Origin of the sequence: Mycobacterium sp. E1715 (assembly GCF_001667625.1) — a bacterium.
In the GTDB taxonomy this organism is placed as follows: domain Bacteria; phylum Actinomycetota; class Actinomycetes; order Mycobacteriales; family Mycobacteriaceae; genus Mycobacterium.
On the sequence record NZ_LZJJ01000373.1, the window covers coordinates 1 to 16198 of the forward strand.

The 16198-nt window shown below is 67.9% G+C and carries 18 protein-coding genes and 3 pseudogenes; 11 read left to right on the forward strand and 10 right to left on the reverse strand.

Translation table 11 applies throughout. The annotated features are described in order from the left end of the window. Window positions 1-179 (forward strand): annotated as a pseudogene (locus A9X03_RS30380) (3-beta hydroxysteroid dehydrogenase); the annotation flags it as partial. A gap of 285 nt (window positions 180-464) precedes the next feature. Here A9X03_RS30380 and A9X03_RS30385 read toward each other — a convergent pair. Then, a pseudogene (locus A9X03_RS30385) lies at window positions 465-737 on the reverse strand (SDR family NAD(P)-dependent oxidoreductase); the annotation flags it as partial. A 77-nt stretch (window positions 738-814) separates the two neighbouring features. On the opposite strand from A9X03_RS30385, the gene A9X03_RS18430 reads away from it, so the two are divergent. The 7 genes from A9X03_RS18430 to A9X03_RS18460 are packed head-to-tail and all read left to right on the forward strand — an operon-like array spanning window position 815 to window position 5856. Continuing rightward, a complete protein-coding gene (locus A9X03_RS18430) occupies window positions 815-1387 on the forward strand; it encodes a TetR/AcrR family transcriptional regulator (RefSeq protein ID WP_067754589.1) in 573 nt (190 codons plus the stop codon). Between the two features lie 20 nt (window positions 1388-1407). Further along, a complete protein-coding gene (locus tag A9X03_RS18435; protein ID WP_068262300.1) occupies window positions 1408-2835 on the forward strand; it encodes an NAD(P)-binding protein in 1428 nt (475 codons plus the stop codon). Window positions 2836-2880: 45 nt separating this feature from the next. Next, window positions 2881-3429: an RNA polymerase sigma factor gene (locus A9X03_RS18440; protein WP_068262303.1), complete on the forward strand. Its 549-nt coding sequence runs from the start codon at window positions 2881-2883 to the stop codon at window positions 3427-3429. Further along, window positions 3426-4127, forward strand: coding sequence for a Rieske (2Fe-2S) protein (locus A9X03_RS18445; RefSeq protein ID WP_067754391.1), 702 nt, complete (start codon window positions 3426-3428; stop codon window positions 4125-4127). The genes A9X03_RS18440 and A9X03_RS18445 overlap by 4 nt, the downstream gene beginning before the upstream one ends. Before the next feature lie 24 nt (window positions 4128-4151). After that, window positions 4152-4550, forward strand: a complete 399-nt coding sequence (locus A9X03_RS18450) for a cupredoxin family copper-binding protein (RefSeq protein WP_068262306.1) — start codon at window positions 4152-4154, stop codon at window positions 4548-4550. An 8-nt stretch (window positions 4551-4558) separates the two neighbouring features. Then, window positions 4559-5467: a metallophosphoesterase gene (locus tag A9X03_RS18455; RefSeq protein WP_067754595.1), complete on the forward strand. Its 909-nt coding sequence runs from the start codon at window positions 4559-4561 to the stop codon at window positions 5465-5467. Further along, on the forward strand, window positions 5464-5856 hold the full coding sequence (locus A9X03_RS18460; protein ID WP_068262309.1) for a hypothetical protein: 393 nt from the start codon (window positions 5464-5466) through the stop codon (window positions 5854-5856). Before A9X03_RS18455 ends, A9X03_RS18460 begins: the two co-directional genes overlap by 4 nt. On the opposite strand, the gene A9X03_RS18465 is transcribed toward A9X03_RS18460, so the two are convergent. From A9X03_RS18465 to A9X03_RS18500, 9 genes and pseudogenes are all read right to left on the reverse strand, one after another. Further along, a complete protein-coding gene (locus tag A9X03_RS18465; protein WP_068262311.1) occupies window positions 5813-6937 on the reverse strand; it encodes an acyltransferase in 1125 nt (374 codons plus the stop codon). The genes A9X03_RS18460 and A9X03_RS18465 overlap by 44 nt on opposite strands. Before the next feature lie 98 nt (window positions 6938-7035). Then, the gene (locus A9X03_RS18470) at window positions 7036-8172 is read right to left on the reverse strand and encodes an acyltransferase (RefSeq protein WP_067785583.1); all 1137 of its coding nucleotides are present in this window, start codon (window positions 8170-8172) and stop codon (window positions 7036-7038) included. Between the two features lie 230 nt (window positions 8173-8402). After that, complete coding sequence (gene rfbC, locus A9X03_RS18475; RefSeq protein WP_067754406.1) at window positions 8403-9011, reverse strand: dTDP-4-dehydrorhamnose 3,5-epimerase; 609 nt, start codon at window positions 9009-9011, stop codon at window positions 8403-8405. A gap of 1 nt (window position 9012) precedes the next feature. After that, window positions 9013-10008: a dTDP-glucose 4,6-dehydratase gene (gene rfbB / locus A9X03_RS18480; RefSeq protein WP_067754409.1), complete on the reverse strand. Its 996-nt coding sequence runs from the start codon at window positions 10006-10008 to the stop codon at window positions 9013-9015. Window positions 10009-10034: 26 nt separating this feature from the next. Next, a complete protein-coding gene (locus A9X03_RS18485; RefSeq protein WP_068262327.1) occupies window positions 10035-10913 on the reverse strand; it encodes an LLM class F420-dependent oxidoreductase in 879 nt (292 codons plus the stop codon). Between the two features lie 21 nt (window positions 10914-10934). After that, window positions 10935-11777 carry an LLM class F420-dependent oxidoreductase gene (locus tag A9X03_RS18490; protein WP_068262330.1) on the reverse strand — a complete coding sequence of 281 codons (843 nt, stop codon included), beginning with the start codon at window positions 11775-11777 and terminating at the stop codon, window positions 10935-10937. 29 nt (window positions 11778-11806) lie between these two features. After that, on the reverse strand, window positions 11807-12403 hold the full coding sequence (locus A9X03_RS30895) for a sensor histidine kinase (protein ID WP_369831385.1): 597 nt from the start codon (window positions 12401-12403) through the stop codon (window positions 11807-11809). Between the two features lie 537 nt (window positions 12404-12940). Next, window positions 12941-13300, reverse strand: a pseudogene (locus A9X03_RS30900) (cyclic nucleotide-binding domain-containing protein); the annotation flags it as partial. After that, on the reverse strand, window positions 13297-14982 hold the full coding sequence (locus tag A9X03_RS18500; RefSeq protein ID WP_067754425.1) for an FAD-dependent oxidoreductase: 1686 nt from the start codon (window positions 14980-14982) through the stop codon (window positions 13297-13299). The pseudogene A9X03_RS30900 and the gene A9X03_RS18500, both read right to left, overlap by 4 nt. A gap of 252 nt (window positions 14983-15234) precedes the next feature. Here A9X03_RS18500 and infA point away from each other — a divergent pair, with 252 nt between their 5' ends. The 3 genes from infA to rpsM all read left to right on the forward strand — a co-directional run bounded on the left by infA (window position 15235) and on the right by rpsM (window position 16193). Continuing rightward, window positions 15235-15456 (forward strand): translation initiation factor IF-1, encoded by a 222-nt coding sequence (gene infA / locus A9X03_RS18505; RefSeq protein ID WP_003418601.1) that lies wholly within the window; start codon window positions 15235-15237, stop codon window positions 15454-15456. Window positions 15457-15496: 40 nt separating this feature from the next. After that, entirely contained in the window at window positions 15497-15610 is a 114-nt protein-coding gene (gene rpmJ / locus A9X03_RS28630; protein WP_003879483.1) for a 50S ribosomal protein L36, read from the forward strand. 208 nt (window positions 15611-15818) lie between these two features. Next, window positions 15819-16193, forward strand: coding sequence for a 30S ribosomal protein S13 (gene rpsM / locus A9X03_RS18510; protein WP_007167900.1), 375 nt, complete (start codon window positions 15819-15821; stop codon window positions 16191-16193). The last annotated feature ends 5 nt before the right edge of the window (window positions 16194-16198 follow it).

Genomic DNA, 16198 nt, shown 5'->3' on the forward strand with positions numbered 1-16198 from the left:
GCGGCCCCTGCGGTTTCGCCTCCCTGCTCGTCGAGGCCGCCCGACGAACCGGGGTGTCCGGATACGTCGGCGACGGCACCCAGCGCTGGCCCGCCGTGCACGTCCTCGACGCCGCCCGCCTGTTCCGCCTGGTCCTCGAGGAGGCCACTCCGGGGACGGTGGCGCACGCCGTCGCCGACGTATCCGGACACCCCGGTTCGTCGGGCGGCCTCGACGAGCAGGGAGGCGAAACCGCAGGGGCCGCCGGCCCGATGGACGGAGCGGGGGAGGCGGACCACCGCCGAACGGACGCCTCGGGCGGCCAGTTCCAGGGCGGCGTGCGCGTTTTGGGCACGCCCGCCGATCGGGCCCTCCGTCGGTGGCGCATCCCGCTCGGTGGAGGCGCGACCCGGGACGGGGGGCGTGCCCGACGCCATCACGAACGGCTTGCCGGTCCCGTCGAGCGCGGCGCCGAACGCGTCGACCGCGCCGGCTTCCTGGGCGACCGCCTTCTCGAAATCGTCGAAGTGCAGGAAGGCGAGGTGAACGACCCCGTCGGACTCCTTGGCGCCCGTGCGCAGGCTGTCCGGGTCATCAAGATCGCCGGGCAGCACGTCGGCTCCCAGGGCTCGGGCGGCCCGGGCCGACGCGTCGGAGCGCGCCAACGCCAAGACCTCGTGGCCCGCGCCGATGAGCTCGGGCACGACAGCCGAACCGATCCCGCCGGTGGCGCCGGTGACGAACACGCGCATGAGCATCTCCTCGAGTGATGGGACTTATGTCTCATCACGCTAGCAGAGTGATGGGACAAATGTCGCATCGCTACGATGACCGGATGCCCCGTTGGGAACCGGATGCGCGCGCGCGGCTGGTCGCCGCCGCCCTGCAGCTGTTCTCCGATCAGGGTTACGACCGGACCACCGTCGCCGAGATCGCCGATCGGGCCGGCCTGACGAAAAGCACCTTCTTCCGGTACTTCCCCGACAAGCGCGAGGTGCTGGCGGCCGGCCAGGAGACCCTCGCGCGACTGCTGACCGAGGGCATCGCCTCGGCGCCCCCGAATGCAAGCCCGCTCGCCGCGGTCGCCGCCGGGCTACAGCGGGCGGCCGGACCGTTGGCGCCGTTCAATCGCGAGCTGGGTCCCCGGCTGCAGGCCGTCATCGCCAGCAGCACCGAGCTGCAGGAGCGCGACGCGCTCAAACAGGTCGGCCTCGCCGCGGCCACGGCCGACGCGTTGCGCGCGCGGGGCGTGCCGAAGAGGGTCGCGGCCCTGGCCGCCGAGCTGGGCGTGCTCGCGTTCAAGGAGGCCTACGCCGAATGGCTTGCCGGGGACGACGACCAGGACCTCGCCGAATTGGCCCTCAAGGCCCTCGATGACCTCCGCGCCGCGGCGGCCGACATCGGCTGAGCGCGCTAGCCTTCAGGCGTATGCACACCATCGAGGCCGACTACCTGGTGGTCGGCGCGGGCGCCATGGGCATGGCGTTCGTCGACACGCTGGTATCCGAGACGGACGCCCGCGTGGTGCTGGTCGATCGCAACCACCAGCCGGGCGGGCACTGGACCATGGCCTACCCGTTCGTCCGCCTGCATCAGCCCTCGGCGTTCTACGGCGTCAACTCGCTGCCGCTGGGCAGCGACTCGATTGACCGAATCGGTTGGAATCAGGGGCTTTACGAGTTGGCCACCGCCGGGGAGGTGTGCGCCTACTACGACCACGTGATGCGCCGGCAGCTGTTGGCGACCGGGCGGGTCACCTACTTCCCGATGAGCGAGTACCGCGGCCAGGAAGGCGCAAAAGGCCGCTTCACCACGCTCGCGGGCGACGACTACACCGTCACCGTGGCGCGCCGCGTCGTCGACGCCACCTACATGCGCGTCACGGTGCCGGCCATGCGCCCGCCCCCCTACGCGGTCGCACCCGGCGTCGCCTGCGTGCCCCCCGGCGACCTGCCACGGCTCGGCGCGCACCAGCGGTACGTGATCGTCGGCGCCGGCAAGACCGGCATCGACACGTGCCTGTGGCTGCTCGGCCAGGGCATCGCGCCGGAGCGGCTGACCTGGATCATGCCCCGCGACTCGTGGCTGCTGGATCGGGCGACGATGCAGCCCGGGTCGTTGTTCGCCGACGTCATCAAGAACAGCTTCACCGCGCAGCTGCGGGCCATCCGGGACGCCACGTCGGTCGAGGACCTGTTCGCGAGGCAGGAGGACGCCGGCCTGCTGCTGCGCGTCGACCCGGCGGTCCGGCCCACCATGTACCGCTGCGCGACCGTCACCCGGCTGGAACTCGATCAGCTCCGCCGCATCGGCGACGTGGTCCGAATGGGCCACGTGCGGCGCGTGGACGCGGACCGAATCGTCCTCGACGGCGGCACGGTGATGCGCGGCGGTGACGACCTGTACATCGACTGCACCGCCGACGGCGCCGAAAAGCGGCCGGCGACACCCATTTTCGGTGCCGGACACATCACGCTGCAAGCCGTTCGCGGCTGCCAGCAGATCTTCAGCGCCGCGCTGATCGCCCACGTCGAAGCCGTGTACCACGACGACCCGGTCAAGAACGAGCTGTGCGTGCCGTTGCCGCATCCCGACACCGACACGGACTGGCTGCGGCTGGCGCGGGCCGACTACGCCAATCAGTTGCGCTGGCTCGACGACCCGGACCTGACCGCCTGGATGTCCGCGGCGCGCCTGGACCTGTTCGGTCACCTGATCGGCCACCTGTTGCCGCCGGCGTCGGCGAAGCCCCGCGTCCGTGAACGCATACTCAGCATCGCCAAGTCGGTATTCTCGGCCACCGCCGCCAAACTCGACGAACTGCTCAGTGAACAAACCTCGCTCGCGGCACCGTGATACCCGGTGTAACCCGGCTCGATATTCATCGGGTGGAGGAGGCACGTGGCGGCAGGAAACGAACCCGTCAAACGGCCGCTGCGGGCGGTGCCCGACAGCGGCATTGACGATGGCTATCCCGATTGGGAAGCGGTGTACCAGGACAACGCGTCCTGGGTGTATCGCACGCTGTTCGCGCGTGTCGGCAACCGGGCCGACGCCGAGGACCTCACCGCCGAGGTCTTCCTGGCGGCGCTGCGGCCGCTCCGGCTGACCGCGAGCGTCGGCGAGGTGCGCGCGTACCTGCGGGTCACCGCGCGAACGGTGCTGGCCGCGCACTGGCGGGAGACGCTGGGCCGGGAGATAACCTCGATCGACGACATCGAACAGCCACCGGAAAGCGAGGAGGCGATCAGCACGGCGCCGCAGCGTGTCGCCCGGGTCCTGGACAACCTTCCGGACCGTTACCGGCACATCCTGGAACTGCGCTTCCTGCAGGGTCATTCGATCAAGGACTCCGCCGCGGAGCTGGGGGTCAGCGTCGCCAACGCCAAGGTGCTACAGCATCGCGCGCTTCGGCTGGCGGCACAGGTGAACGAGGGGGGCGCACCATGAACGCCCGCGGGTTACGCCGATACGTCGACGACCTGTTGCGGGGCCGCCGGCCCAGGCCGTTCGCCCCCGACGACTTCGAGGCGGCGCAGCTGCGCACGGCGATCGAACTGCGCGCGGCCGGGCGCAGGGGCGACGCGCCGCGCCCGGAGTTCCTCGACGATCTGCATCGCCGCATCGCCGAACAGATGTCCGACGGCCGCGGAGAAGCGGCGCCCAAACACAGCAGCACCCGCCGCCAGGTCATCGTCGGGACGTCCGCCGCGGCGGCCGCCGCGGTCACCGCGGTGTCCATCGACCGCGCGCTGGTCACCGGTGAAACCGGTGGTGTCCCGGCCGCCGACAACGCGCCGCTCACGCCCAACGCCGGGACGTGGCAGCGCGTGGCGGCCAGCTCGCAGGTGACCGACGGGGTCATGCACCCGTTCGACCTGGGTTCGGTCAGCGGGTTCGTGCGCCGTGTCGACGGCAAACCCCAGGCCGTCTCCGGCGTGTGCACCCACCAGGGGTGCCGGTTGTGGTTCGACGCGCCCGACGACACGCTGCGCTGCCCCTGTCACTCGACGTCCTTCTCGCCGACCGGGCAGGTGCTCACCCATCAGTTGCCGATCGCCCCGAAGCCGTTGCCGCCGTTGTTGGTTCGCGAGGCCGACGGCGTCATCGAGGTGTTCGCGCCCCCGCGTCCCGACCAGCCCGCCTGAGCGGTGTAACGCGTCGCCCTATCTATGGGCATGACGCTTACAAAACTTTCGGCGGCCGCGCTGGCCGCCGCCGCGGTGCTGGCGGGTTGCTCGGCTTCGCGGCCGGCCGCCGGCTCCAGTCCCGGCGTGTCCATGGGTTCCACGTCCGTCACCGCACCGGCGGCGCCGGCGACCGGCAACCAGGTCAACATCGACGGTTTCGCGTTCGCGCCCGCGACGCTGACCGTCACCGCGGGCACCACGGTCACGTGGACCAACCGCGACGAAGAGCCCCACACCGTGGCCGCGAGCGACGGGTCGTTCCACTCGCCCGGGATGGGGACCGGTGCCACATTCACCCACACCTTCACCGACCCGGGCACTTTCGACTACGTGTGCTCGATCCACCCGATGATGCACGGGACCGTGGTGGTGACCCGGTGAACCCGAACATGAGTCGCCGCCAGCTGATGCGACACACGGCTTGGTTCGGCGCGGCGGTCGGGTTCTCCGTGGTTGGCGGCGAGGTCATTTCGCACGTCGCCGGCGCGGCCGCCACCGAGCACACCCACGCCCGGCCCGCCCTGCGGTTCGCGCAGATCAGCGACAGCCACATCGGCTTCACCGGGGCACCCAACCCGGACGTCGCCGGCACATTCGGCCACGCCATCGACCAGGTCAACAACCTCGGCTACACACCGGATTTCGTGGTGCATACCGGTGACCTCACGCACCTGTCCAGCCCCGAGCAGTTCGACCAGGTGAAGCAGATGATGACCGCCTTGAAGACGCCGCACGTGTTCACCGTTCCGGGGGAGCACGACTCCGTCGACGACGCGGGCCAGAAGTACCGCAGCGCCTTCGGCGCCGGATCCGCCGGTGACGGCTGGTACAGCTTCGACACCGCGGGCGTCCACGTGATCGCACTGGTCAACACGTTGAACCTGCACAAACTCGGGCACCTGGGGACCGACCAGCTGGAGTTCGTCGAAAAGGACGTCGCGCGGCTGTCGAGCGACACCCCCGTCATCGTGTTCAGCCACATCCCGTTGTTCGCGATGTACCCGAACTGGGGCTGGGGCACCGACGACGCGACCCAGGCGCTGTCCTACCTGCGCCGGTTCTCGTCGGTCACCTGCCTGAACGGGCATGTGCACCAACTGTTTTCCAAGACGGAGGGCAAGGTGACGTTCTACAGCGGGACCACGACCGCGTACCCGCTGCCGAAGCCCGGCGACGGGCCCGCGCCCAAGCCGGTCACCCTGCCCGCGGGCAAGCTCCGCGACGCGCTCGGCATCCGCGAGGTGAGCTACACCAAGGGTGAGACCGTCTTGGCGTTGAAAGAGCAGGCCCTGCAATGACTCTGCTGATTCGCCTCGGCCTGGCCGTGTCACTGGCCGTCAGCGCCGCCGGCCACGCCTACCTGTATGTCCATGGCTATCGCCACATCCCGGACATCGGCGCCGCGTTTCTGGTCCAGGCCAGTGTGTCGTTCGCGATCGCGCTGCTGATCCTCCTTGGCGGTCCCGAATGGCTGCGGTGGGCCGCAGCCGCCGTGGCGGGCGGCTCGCTGGTCGCGTTCGCGCTGTCGAGGACCGTTGGGCTGCAGGGGTTTGTCGAGCGAGGTTGGGAACCCGCGCCCTATGCCGCGATTACGGTGACCGCGGAGGCGTTGACGGTGCTGCTGTGGGCGGGGGAGCTGGCGACTAGGCGGGATCGGCAACCTCGTCAGTCGGTTCCTCAAGGATGAGATCCACCATGTCGGCGGCTTCCTCTTCCGCCTTCCACTTGGTCAACAGTTGGGCCTTCAGCGACATCGCGGGCTTCTCGACCAGAAACCAGCTCAGAGCGGCTAGCGGCAGTGTGGCTATCGTCGCGACGCCCGCGTGCACAATCGGAGTCGGGACGCCAACCCACGAGATCATCAGCAACTGCTGAACCGGGAAGCCGTAGATGTACACGCCGTAGGAGAGATCCGTACGGAGCCTGAGTCGTTTGCTCTGCAGTAGCGCGCCGGACGCGATGATCGCGTAGGCAAGGGGGATGCCACCAAGCAGCCGATGATGCGGAAGTAGCGTGCCGCCCAGGGCGACGACGACCACGCACACCCACACAAGCGACCACCGGGCGGGGATCTTGTCCCGCCATTGGTAGAGCAAGGCTCCGGCCGCGAACATGACGGCGAAGCGCGCGCTCGCGGCGGCGAACTGGGAAGCCATCGGCTGGCCGATTGCCATGGGCGGCGATAACACCTCGGCCGCCACCGCCACTACCAAGATCGCGGGGGAGACCCACCGGCGGCTGGCGAGGCCGGCGACGCCGATGGCCGCCACGGCCAGATAGCAGGCCAGCTCGAACATGAGTGTCCACAGCGAACTGTTCCACGTGCCCGGATACGGGATCCCGGTCGGCGTTCCGCCCACATCGACCTTGAGGGTGGCCACCGCGCTGTTCATCAGGACGTAGTCGAAGGGCGCCGAGGACAGTAGCAATTTCACCGCCGAGCCGCCCTGGATGTGAACGCCGATCGGGGCGACGACGAATGCGGTGACGACCAGGCAGACGTAGAACCCGGGGAGGATGCGCAGGGCGCGGGCCACGAGATAGTCCCGGATGTGGGGGTGCCGAAGCCAGCTCGCGGTGATCAGGAATCCCGAGACCGCGAAGAAGCCGTCGACCCCTCCGGCGCCCAAGAGATGTCCAACCATCCCGGCCGGCAGATGATGTCCGGTCAGGGTGAAGGAGTGGCCTAGTATCACCGAAATCGCCAGCACCAGCCGCCACGCGTTGAGTGCATTGTTGCGCGGATCGAATTGCTGCCCGAGTGTCACGCGTCTTCCTGTCGTAGCCCCCGAGCTGCCCGCGGAATCATAAGACACTCTATGAACTTGTGTGAAGCCCGTATCTCCCGGACTGCTCGCACCCACGGCTAGGCGGTATCCGGTGCCTCTCGGGTGCGCCGGTCGTCGCCCGCTCCGTCGGGGACCGGGGTCACCGACTTGCGCTTCAGACGGTATTTGAGAGACCTGGCGGGCCTTTCGATGAGAAACCAGCTCGCCACGGCCAGGGGCAACGTCGCCGCTGCCACGACGAGGGTGAAGAGGAGCGGGGCCAAACGGAGAAGTCCCATGACGGTGAGCAACTGCTGAACCGGGTAGGCGTAGATATAAGTCCCGTAAGACAGGTCCGTACGCAGCCTCAAGCGCTCGTTGTGGATCAGGGAGCCGGAGACGATGACGGCATAGGCCAGCGGGACGGCGGCGACGACCCGGTAGTCGGGTAGCGAACCGGCCGCTATGACGATGGCGACGCTCACCCCGACGAGCCACCATCGCGCGGGAATCACGTCGCGCCACTGGTAAAGGAACGCCCCGGCCGCGAACATGATTGCGGACCGGCAAATCAAGAAGAGCAGGGCGGTGCGGACGTCGCCGCCGCCCTCATGTTGATGAAGTACGTCGGGAAATCTCAACGGCGGCAGCATTGCGGCCCCGACCGTCGCCGGCAAGAGGATTGCCAGGGATACCCACCGGTACTTCGCAAGGCCGACTACCCCGATACCCGCGACGACTAGGTAGCACATGATTTCCCAAATGAGGGACCACAGCGAACCGTTCCACATCCCCGCGTTGGGAATGTCGCGCGGTGTGCCACCGACATCGAATTTGACCAGCGCCACGGCGCTGTTCTTCAGAACGTATTCCAGCGGCGCGCCCGACGATATGAGTTTGGCGGGCGACCCGCCTTGAATCGCCACGCTGATAGGAGCAATCACGAAGGCGGTCACCAGCAGGCAAACGTAAAAGCCGGGCAGGATGCGAAGAGCCCGAGCGGCGAGATATTCGCGTAGCTTCGGGTTGCTCAGCCAACTCGCGGTGATCAGGAATCCGGAAATGCCGAAGAACCCATCCACCCCTATGCAAAGGAGCAGTTGCAGCACTGCCCGGGACGACGGGAGGTGATTCCTTACGGACAACGTGTGCCAGAAGATCACTTCGGCGGCCAGCGCCAAGCGCCACGCATTGAGTGCGTTATTGCGCGGATCGAATACCTGCCCGAGTTTCATCCGCCTCCCCAGTCGTCCGCGTAGGGCGCTGCGGTGTCGTCATATCGTCACAGATCGCCAAAGCGGGCGAATTCACGCTACCTGAGGGATTTCTCGGTGGCAAAACCGCCACTGCCCCATATCCGGTGAGCCATAACGGCGCTCGGCGTCAGGTGTGCAAACGCGATCCGCACGCGCGCCACAAAATTCATCCCCGGTCTTGGTGGCCGGGTCGCCCGCGACCGCCCCCGTTACCCGTCGCGCTTGGCGTTGATGAACCGCTGCGTCTCCTCCCAGGAGGGCAGCAGGCCCGAGGCGCGGACCTCTTCGAAGCTCGGGGCAGCCGCGTCGCGGTCGGACAGGTTGGGGGCGGCGCCGTTGACCAGCGGCCAGTCGATCGCCAACGCCGGATCCGTGGGGCAGATGGTGTGTTCGCGCTGGGGGTTGTATTCGGCCGAGCACAGGTACATCACCGTCGAATTGTCTTGGAGCGCAAGGAAGCCGTGCGCCAAGCCCTCCGAAATGTAAATCGTCTTGTGATTCAGGTCGTCGAGCAGAACCGAATCCCACTGGCCGAATGTGGGTGAGCCCACCCGGATGTCGACCACCACATCGAACACCGAGCCGGACACGCAGGTCACGTATTTGGCCTGGCTCGGGGGAACCTGGGCGAAGTGCAGGCCACGTAGCACGCCGGCGGACGACACCGAACAGTTGGCCTGCCGGACGTCCAGGCGGTGACCGGCGAAGCCGGTGAAGTCGTGGTCGGTGAGCCACTCGAAGAGCAGGCCCCGGGAGTCGCCATGAAGGGCGGGGGTGATCTCCCAGGTGCCGGGGATGTCGAGTTCGCGAACCTTCATCTTATTGACCACGTCCTTCATAACGGGCTTCCGCGGCGTCCTTCAGAGGGCGCCACCACGATTCGTTCGCACGATACCAGTCGATGGTGGCGCTCAAGCCCTCCTCGAAGTCGGTATGCTTTGGCGCCCAGCACAATTCGTCGTAGAGCATCGACGGGTCGATGGCGTAGCGCAAGTCGTGGCCGACGCGGTCGGTCACGTGGTCGAAGTCGTCGGGTTCGCGGCCCATCATCTTCAGCAGCGTGCGCAGCACGCTGAGGTTGTCGCGTTCGCCCTCCGAGCTGATCAGGTAGGTGCGGCCGATTTCGCCCTTTTCCAGGATGCGCCGCACGGCGCTGTTGTGGTCGTCGACGTGGATCCAGTCGCGGACGTTGGCGCCGCTGCCGTACAGCTTGGGCCGCCGGCCGGTGAGCACGTTGGTGATCTGGCGCGGGATGAACTTCTCGACATGCTGATACGGGCCGTAGTTGTTGGAGCAATTCGAGATCGTCGCGCGCACGCCGTAGGAGCGAACCCACGCCCGGACCAGCATGTCGGCTCCGGCCTTGGTGGCCGAGTACGGGCTCGACGGGTTGTAGGGCGTCGATTCGGTGAACCGGTTGGGGTCGTCGAGCTCGAGGTCGCCGTAGACCTCGTCGGTCGAAATGTGGTGCAACCGCACGCCGTGGCGCCGGACGGCTTCCAGGATGGTGAACGTGCCGACCACGTTCGTGTGCAGGAACGGGCCCGGGTCGTCCAGCGCGTTGTCCACGTGGCTTTCCGCGGCGAAGTGCACGACCGCGTCGGACTCGGCGACCAGCCCGGAGACCAGCTCGGTGTCGCAGATGTCCCCGACGACCAGCCGAATGGCGTCCTCGACGTCGGCCAGCGACTCCCGCCGCCCGGCGTAGGTCAGGGCGTCGAGCACCGTCACCGAGTCCTCGGGGTGTTCGCGGACGGTGCTGTGCACGAAGTTCGCGCCGATGAACCCCGCGCCGCCGGTGACCAGTAACCGCATGGTCAAACCCTAACCGAGCGGACGGGTCAGCTTGCGGCAGTCAGCCCCAGCGGCCCGGCCAGTTCGCTGAGCGCCGAAACGAGCGCGTCGTCGTCCTGGCTGTCCAGCACCTGGATGGCCACGTGGTCGGCTCCGGCGTCGCAGTGTTCGCGGAGTCGCTGCGCGATGGCCTCCGGCGTGCCATACGCGACCACCGCGTCGATCAGCCGGTCGCTGCCTGGCTTGCGGACGTCGGCTTCGGTGAACCCGAGCCGCAGCCAGTTGTTCACGTAGTTACTTAGGTCCAGGTAGAAGTCGGCATACCTGCGCCCGATGGCGCGGGCTGCCTCCGCCCCTTCTTGGTCCGGGGTGGTCAGCACCACCTTGTGTTCGGGCGCGAGGAACACGGACTTGCCGACCAGTTCGCGGGCCTTGGCCGTGTGTTCCGGCGTGGTCAGATACGGGTGCGCGCCGGCGCTGCGCTGGGCCGCCAGCCGCAGCACGCGCGGCCCGAGCGCGGCGAGCACGCGGCGGCTGGTGGGCACCATCGCGGCGTCGAGCTCGTCGAGGTAGGAGGCCAGCGCGTCGTACGGCTTGACGTACTCCTGGGTGTGCTCGGGATGCCCGACGCCGACCCCGAGCAAAAACCTTCCGGGATAAGCCTTTTCGATGCGCTGGAAGGACCGGGCGACGGCCGCGGCCTGCGCCGTCCAGATGTTGATGATCCCGGTGGCCAGCTGCAGCGAGGAGGTCTGCGCCAGGGCCGGTTCCACCCACGACAGCTCGGCGTCCGGCGATCCACCGATCCAGGCGGCGCCGTAGCCGAGTGACTCGATCCGCGCCGCCAGTTCTGCGGTGATGGATCGGTTGGGCAGCCAGACGCCGAACCGGCCCAGGTCGGGTTTGAGTGCTACTGCCTCGGTCATCTACGTCCCCTCCCGCGTCTGTCAGCTCAGTCCGAGCGGCCCCGCCAATTCGGCCAACGCCGGCACCAGGTTTTCATCCTTCGTCAGGACCTGCACCGGCACGTGGTCGGCCCCCGCGTCGAGGTGCTCTTTCAATCGGGCCGCGATCGCCTCCGGCGTGCCGTAGGCGACCAACGAGTCGATCAGGCGGTCGCTGCCCGGCTTGGTGACTTCCTCGTCGGTGAAACCGAGCCGTTTCCAGTTGTTGCGGTAGTTGGCCAGTTGGAAATAGATGTCGAGCGCCCTGCGGCCCACCGCACGGGCCTTCTCGACGTCGGTGGTCAGCACGGCTTTGTGTTCGGGCGCCAGGAACGCCGACGGGCCGATCAGCTCGCGCGCCTGCGCGGTGTGTTCGGGGGTGGTGAGGTACGGGTGCGCCCCGGCGGCTTGCTCCGCGGACAGCTTGAGTACCCGGGGTCCGAGCGCGGCCACCACGCGGCGGTGGGCGGGCACGCCGTAGTCGTCGAGTTGTTGCAGGTACTCGGCCAGCGCGTCGTAGGGCTTGCGGTACTCCGCGTGCGCCTCGGGATGGCCGACGCCGATGCCCAACAGGAAGCGGCCGGGGTAGGCCTTGTCGATGCGGTGGAACGACTCGGCCACCGGCTTGGCCGCGGCCGTCCAGATGTTGACGATGCCGGTGGCCACCTGCAGGGTGGTCGTCGCTTCGAGGATGGGCTCCACCCAGGCCAGCTCGGCGGGGGGAGAGCCGCCCACCCAGACGGCCCCGTAGCCCAGGGCTTCGATGTCTTTGGCTTGTTCAGGCGTGACGCCGCGTCCGAACGATCCGAACCGGCCGAGGTTGGGCTTGCTCGCTGCATCGGTCATGGTTGTTCCCAACCGGCGCGGCGGCGGCCCTATTCCACCGATTCGACCGGCTCCGGGTCCGCGACCGGCGGGACTTCCAGCGGTAGCAGCACGATGAACCGGGTGTCGCCGGGCACCGATTCGACGCGCAGGTCCCCGCGATGCTTCTTGACGACGATGTTGAACGCCAGGTCCAGCCCGAGGCCGGTGCCCTCGCCGAACGGCTTGGTGGTGAAGAACGGCTCGAAGATGTGCTCGCGGGCTTCCTCGGGCACCCCGGGCCCGGTGTCGCAGATCTCGACGCGAACCATGTTCTCGCCCTCCCGGCAGGTGCGGACGGTCAGCGTGCCGCCCGTGTCGCGCATCGCGGCGATGGCGTTGTCGATGATGTTGGTCCACACCTGGTTGAGATCACCTGGGTAGCAGGGAATTTCGGGAAGCGACTGGTCGAAATCCTTCACCAGGGTGATCGCTTTGGTGCCCCTGCTTCCGTCCTTGGTCAACCGGTCGGCGAACATCACCAGTGTGGAGCGCAGCAATTCGTGGATGTTGGCCACCTGGAACGGGGCGCGGTCCAGCTGCGAATACTGCTTGGCGTCGGCGACCAACGCCGAAATCCGTTTGCTCGCTTCCAAAATCTGGTTCATCAGCAGTTCGCTCTCGATGGTGTAGTTGATCCACCGGATCGCCTCCTCCAGCGATGTCGACGCGAGTTCTTCGCTGACCGTGGAAATCCGCTCCAGCCAGTCGGTGTCGATGCCGCCCTCGACGAACGTCGGCGCGATGTCCCAGCCGCCCTCGACGCCGTGCTCTTCCAGCCAGTCGCCGACGGCGTCCTCGCGGTCGGCGGTTTCCATCGCGCTCAGGTGTTCCGTCGCCGACTTGGCGACCTGCTCGGCCACCCCTTGCTGGAGGTGGACCAGGGCGCTGAGTGCCTCGGGGCTGACGGTGCCGTCGGCGAGCATGGACAGCTTGCCCCGCATGCCGGCGACCCGGCCGCGCAGATCGGCGGCCGCGCGGGCGATGGCCGCCGCGGGATTGTTCAGCTGGTGGGTCAGCCCGGCCGACAGCCGGCCCAGCGCGAGCAGCTTCTCCCGGTTGTCGATGATCCGCCGGGTCCGGTCGGTGCCGACGGCGATGCCGTCGAGCAGGTGGACGGCCATCGGGAACTGGTCCTTCATGAACTGGGCGAACACGGGTGCGTCCATCACGAAGAACCGCGACGGCTTGGTCACGTGCACCGAGGCGTCGTAGCTCTTCTGCTTGCCGCCGGTGAACGCCCGCCAGGCGCCGCAGTAGACGCCGCGCTGCGAGGTGCGGTTGGTTTCGATGTCCTGGCCGCCCGAGAGCTTGGACATCGTCAACTCGCCCTGGATGAGGACGTAGAAGCAGGTCGCCGGCTCGCCTTCGACGCAGATGGGGCCCGGTTCGTAGTTCTCGATGTGCCCAGCTGCGCACAGCACCGCGAGCTGTTCGTCGGTGAGCGCCTCGAACAGGAACAGGCTGCGCAGCTCGTCGGGCTGGCAGGGTGTCTTGGCCGTCATGACTCGGCCAGGTAGCGGTGCACCAGCATGACGGCCATCGATCCCTCGCCGACCGCGGCCGCGACGCGCTTGGCGGATTCGGCCCGCACGTCGCCGGTGGCGAATACGCCCGGCACGCTGGTCTCCAGGTGATGCGGCGGGCGGTCGAGCGTCCACCCGCACACGTTGCGCAGGTCCGGGCCGGTGAGGACGAAGCCGTGGTCGTCGCGCGCGAGCACCCCGTCCAGCCATTCGGTGCGCGGCGCGGCGCCGATGAAGATGAACATCCGGGCGCAGGTGACGTCCTCGGTCTCCCCGGTCTGGTTGTCGACCAGGGTCAGCCGCTCCAGGTGGTCCTCGCCGACGGCGCGCCGCACCTCGGTGCAGGTGCGGACGGTGATGTTGGGCCGCCGCTGGATCTGCTGAATGAGGTAGTAGGACATCGACGCGTCCAGCGACGGGCCGCGCACCACGATGGTCACCGACTTCGCCTCGCGGGACAGGTACATCGCGGCCTGGCCGGCGGAGTTGGCCCCACCGACGACGTAGACCTCCTCGCCCGCGCACTCCGAGGCGATCGAGACGGCCGCCCCGTAGTAGACGCCCTTGCCGGTCAGCTCGCCGCAGCCCTCGGCCTGGTGCTCGCGGTAGGTGACGCCGGTGGCCAGGATGACCGCGTGCGCGTCGATCGAGCCGCCGTCGGCGAACCGCACGGTGCGCTTGGGACCGTTGACCTCCAGCGCCGTGGCGGAGCGGGCGGTGATCAGCTCGGCCCCGAACTTCTCGGCCTGCCGACGGGCGCGCTCCGCCAACTGGCCGCCCGACACGCCGTCGGGGAAGCCGAGGTAGTTCTCGATGCGTGAACTCTGGCCCGCCTGCCCGCCCGTCGCGGTGCGCTCGATCAGCACCGTGCGCAACCCCTCCGAGGCGCCGTAGACGGCGGCGGCCAGGCCCGCGGGCCCGCCGCCGATGACGATCAGGTCGTAGAACTCCTGCGATGGCGTGGTGGTCAGGCCCAGGGTGTCGGCCAGCTGGGCGTCGGTGGGTTCGACCAGGGTGTCGCCGCGTTCGGTGACGACGACGGGCAGCCGCAGGCCGTCCTCGCCGGCGGCCTTGAGCAGCCGCTCGCCGTCGGGATCGTCGGCCATGAACCACGAGTAGTGCAGCCCGTTGCGGGCCAGGAAGTCGCGCACCTGCCAGGACCGCTCCGACCAGCGGTGCCCGATCACCTTGGTGTGCGGGATCGGGTGTTCGGGGGCCGACCGCCAGGCATCCAGCAGGCCGTCGATCACCGGGTAGAACTTCTCCTGCGGCGGGTCCCACGGCTTGAGCAGGTAGTGGTCGAGGTCGACGACGTTGATCGCGTCGATGGCGGCGTGGGTGTCGGCGTACGCGGTCAGCAGCACGCGGCGCGCGGCGGGGTACAGGTCCATCGCCTGCTCGAGGAACTCGATGCCGCTCATCTGCGGCATCCGGTAGTCGGCGATGAGCACCGCCACGGTCTCGCCGCGCAGCTTGAGCTCCTTGAGCGTCTCCAAGGCGTCGGGACCGGACTCGGCGCGCACGACCCGGTGCCGGTCGCCGTATTGGCGGCGAAGGTCACGGGCGACCGCGCGCGAGACGGAGGGATCGTCATCGACGGTCAGCAACACCGGCTTGCGAGGCTGGGCGGAGGGTTCGGCGGGACTCGCGGGGCTCGTCATCGGAGTTAAGTATGCCCTCGTCAGGGCCCTCGCGGCAGGTCGAGGAGGCCGGGCGGATTTCGCTGCCGGCGATTTTGGGTGAAGGGGCCTGACCGGGTATCGTGGGACAACGGTGCGTCATCCGCGCCGACTTTTTGCGTGCCCTGTCTGAGGAATTTCCTGTAACCGGCTCACGTTTCTAGTCGGGCGAATGCTGCGCCGGTAAGGGCGCACACAGGATACGAAACCAAAGACGAGGATTGCTGAAAAGTTATGGCCAAGAAGGACGGTGCCATAGAGGTCGAGGGCCGCGTGGTCGAGCCCCTGCCCAATGCGATGTTCCGCATTGAGCTGGAGAACGGTCACAAAGTGCTCGCCCACATCAGCGGCAAGATGCGGCAGCACTACATCCGCATCCTGCCCGAGGACCGGGTGGTGGTGGAGCTGTCTCCCTACGACCTGTCCCGGGGCCGCATCGTGTACCGGTACAAGTAAGCCCGAATAAGACAACGAGAAAGAACAGGATCGAACAGCCGTGAAGGTGAACCCGAGCGTCAAGCCAATCTGTGACAAGTGCAGGGTGATCCGTCGGCATGGGCGGGTCATGGTGATCTGCTCCGATCCGCGCCACAAGCAGCGCCAGGGCTGATCCGGCGGCGATCGCAAGCGCGGCGTAGCCGGGCGATGCGGGTCGCAGCCATCAAGGCCGGCTCTGCCCAACACAACTGAATGCAGACCTCCCAGCACCACTGAGCGAGTACGTCGCTCATCCACGCCCGGACGGAGGCCGGGCCCCGTCTCAAGACGGGAACGGACTGGGATCAGACCTCCGCTTAGAAAAAGAGGAAACGCCACCTATGGCTCGATTAGTAGGCGTCGATCTGCCGCGCGACAAGCGGATGGAGATCGCGCTGACCTACATTTTCGGCGTCGGCCGTACCCGGTCGAACGAGATCCTGGCAGCTACTGGGATCGACAAGGACCTGCGCACCAGGGACCTGACCGATGACCAGCTGACCCACTTGCGTGACTACATCGAAGCGAACCTCAAGGTTGAGGGTGACCTGCGCCGCGAGGTGCAGGCCGACATTCGCCGCAAGATCGAGATCGGCTGCTACCAGGGCCTGCGGCACCGCCGCGGCCTGCCGGTGCGCGGCCAGCGGACCAAGACCAATGCGCGCACCCGCAAGGGCCCGAAGCGCACCATCGCCGGCAAGAAGAAGGCCAGGTAATCGCC

Coding starts and splice junctions, on each gene's coding strand:
- A9X03_RS18430 (WP_067754589.1), top strand. CDS start 815: ATGCCCCGTTGGGAACCGGATGCGCGCGCGCGGCTGGTCGCCGCCGCC.
- A9X03_RS18435 (WP_068262300.1), top strand. CDS start 1,408: ATGCACACCATCGAGGCCGACTACCTGGTGGTCGGCGCGGGCGCCATG.
- A9X03_RS18445 (WP_067754391.1), top strand. CDS start 3,426: ATGAACGCCCGCGGGTTACGCCGATACGTCGACGACCTGTTGCGGGGC.
- A9X03_RS18450 (WP_068262306.1), top strand. CDS start 4,152: ATGGGCATGACGCTTACAAAACTTTCGGCGGCCGCGCTGGCCGCCGCC.
- A9X03_RS18455 (WP_067754595.1), top strand. CDS start 4,559: ATGAGTCGCCGCCAGCTGATGCGACACACGGCTTGGTTCGGCGCGGCG.
- A9X03_RS18460 (WP_068262309.1), top strand. CDS start 5,464: ATGACTCTGCTGATTCGCCTCGGCCTGGCCGTGTCACTGGCCGTCAGC.
- A9X03_RS18470 (WP_067785583.1), bottom strand. CDS start 8,172: ATGAAACTCGGGCAGGTATTCGATCCGCGCAATAACGCACTCAATGCG.
- rfbC (WP_067754406.1), bottom strand. CDS start 9,011: ATGAAGGTTCGCGAACTCGACATCCCCGGCACCTGGGAGATCACCCCC.
- rfbB (WP_067754409.1), bottom strand. CDS start 10,008: ATGCGGTTACTGGTCACCGGCGGCGCGGGGTTCATCGGCGCGAACTTC.
- A9X03_RS18485 (WP_068262327.1), bottom strand. CDS start 10,913: ATGACCGAGGCAGTAGCACTCAAACCCGACCTGGGCCGGTTCGGCGTC.
- A9X03_RS18490 (WP_068262330.1), bottom strand. CDS start 11,777: ATGACCGATGCAGCGAGCAAGCCCAACCTCGGCCGGTTCGGATCGTTC.
- A9X03_RS30895 (WP_369831385.1), bottom strand. CDS start 12,403: ATGAACCAGATTTTGGAAGCGAGCAAACGGATTTCGGCGTTGGTCGCC.
- A9X03_RS18500 (WP_067754425.1), bottom strand. CDS start 14,982: ATGACGAGCCCCGCGAGTCCCGCCGAACCCTCCGCCCAGCCTCGCAAG.
- infA (WP_003418601.1), top strand. CDS start 15,235: ATGGCCAAGAAGGACGGTGCCATAGAGGTCGAGGGCCGCGTGGTCGAG.
- rpsM (WP_007167900.1), top strand. CDS start 15,819: ATGGCTCGATTAGTAGGCGTCGATCTGCCGCGCGACAAGCGGATGGAG.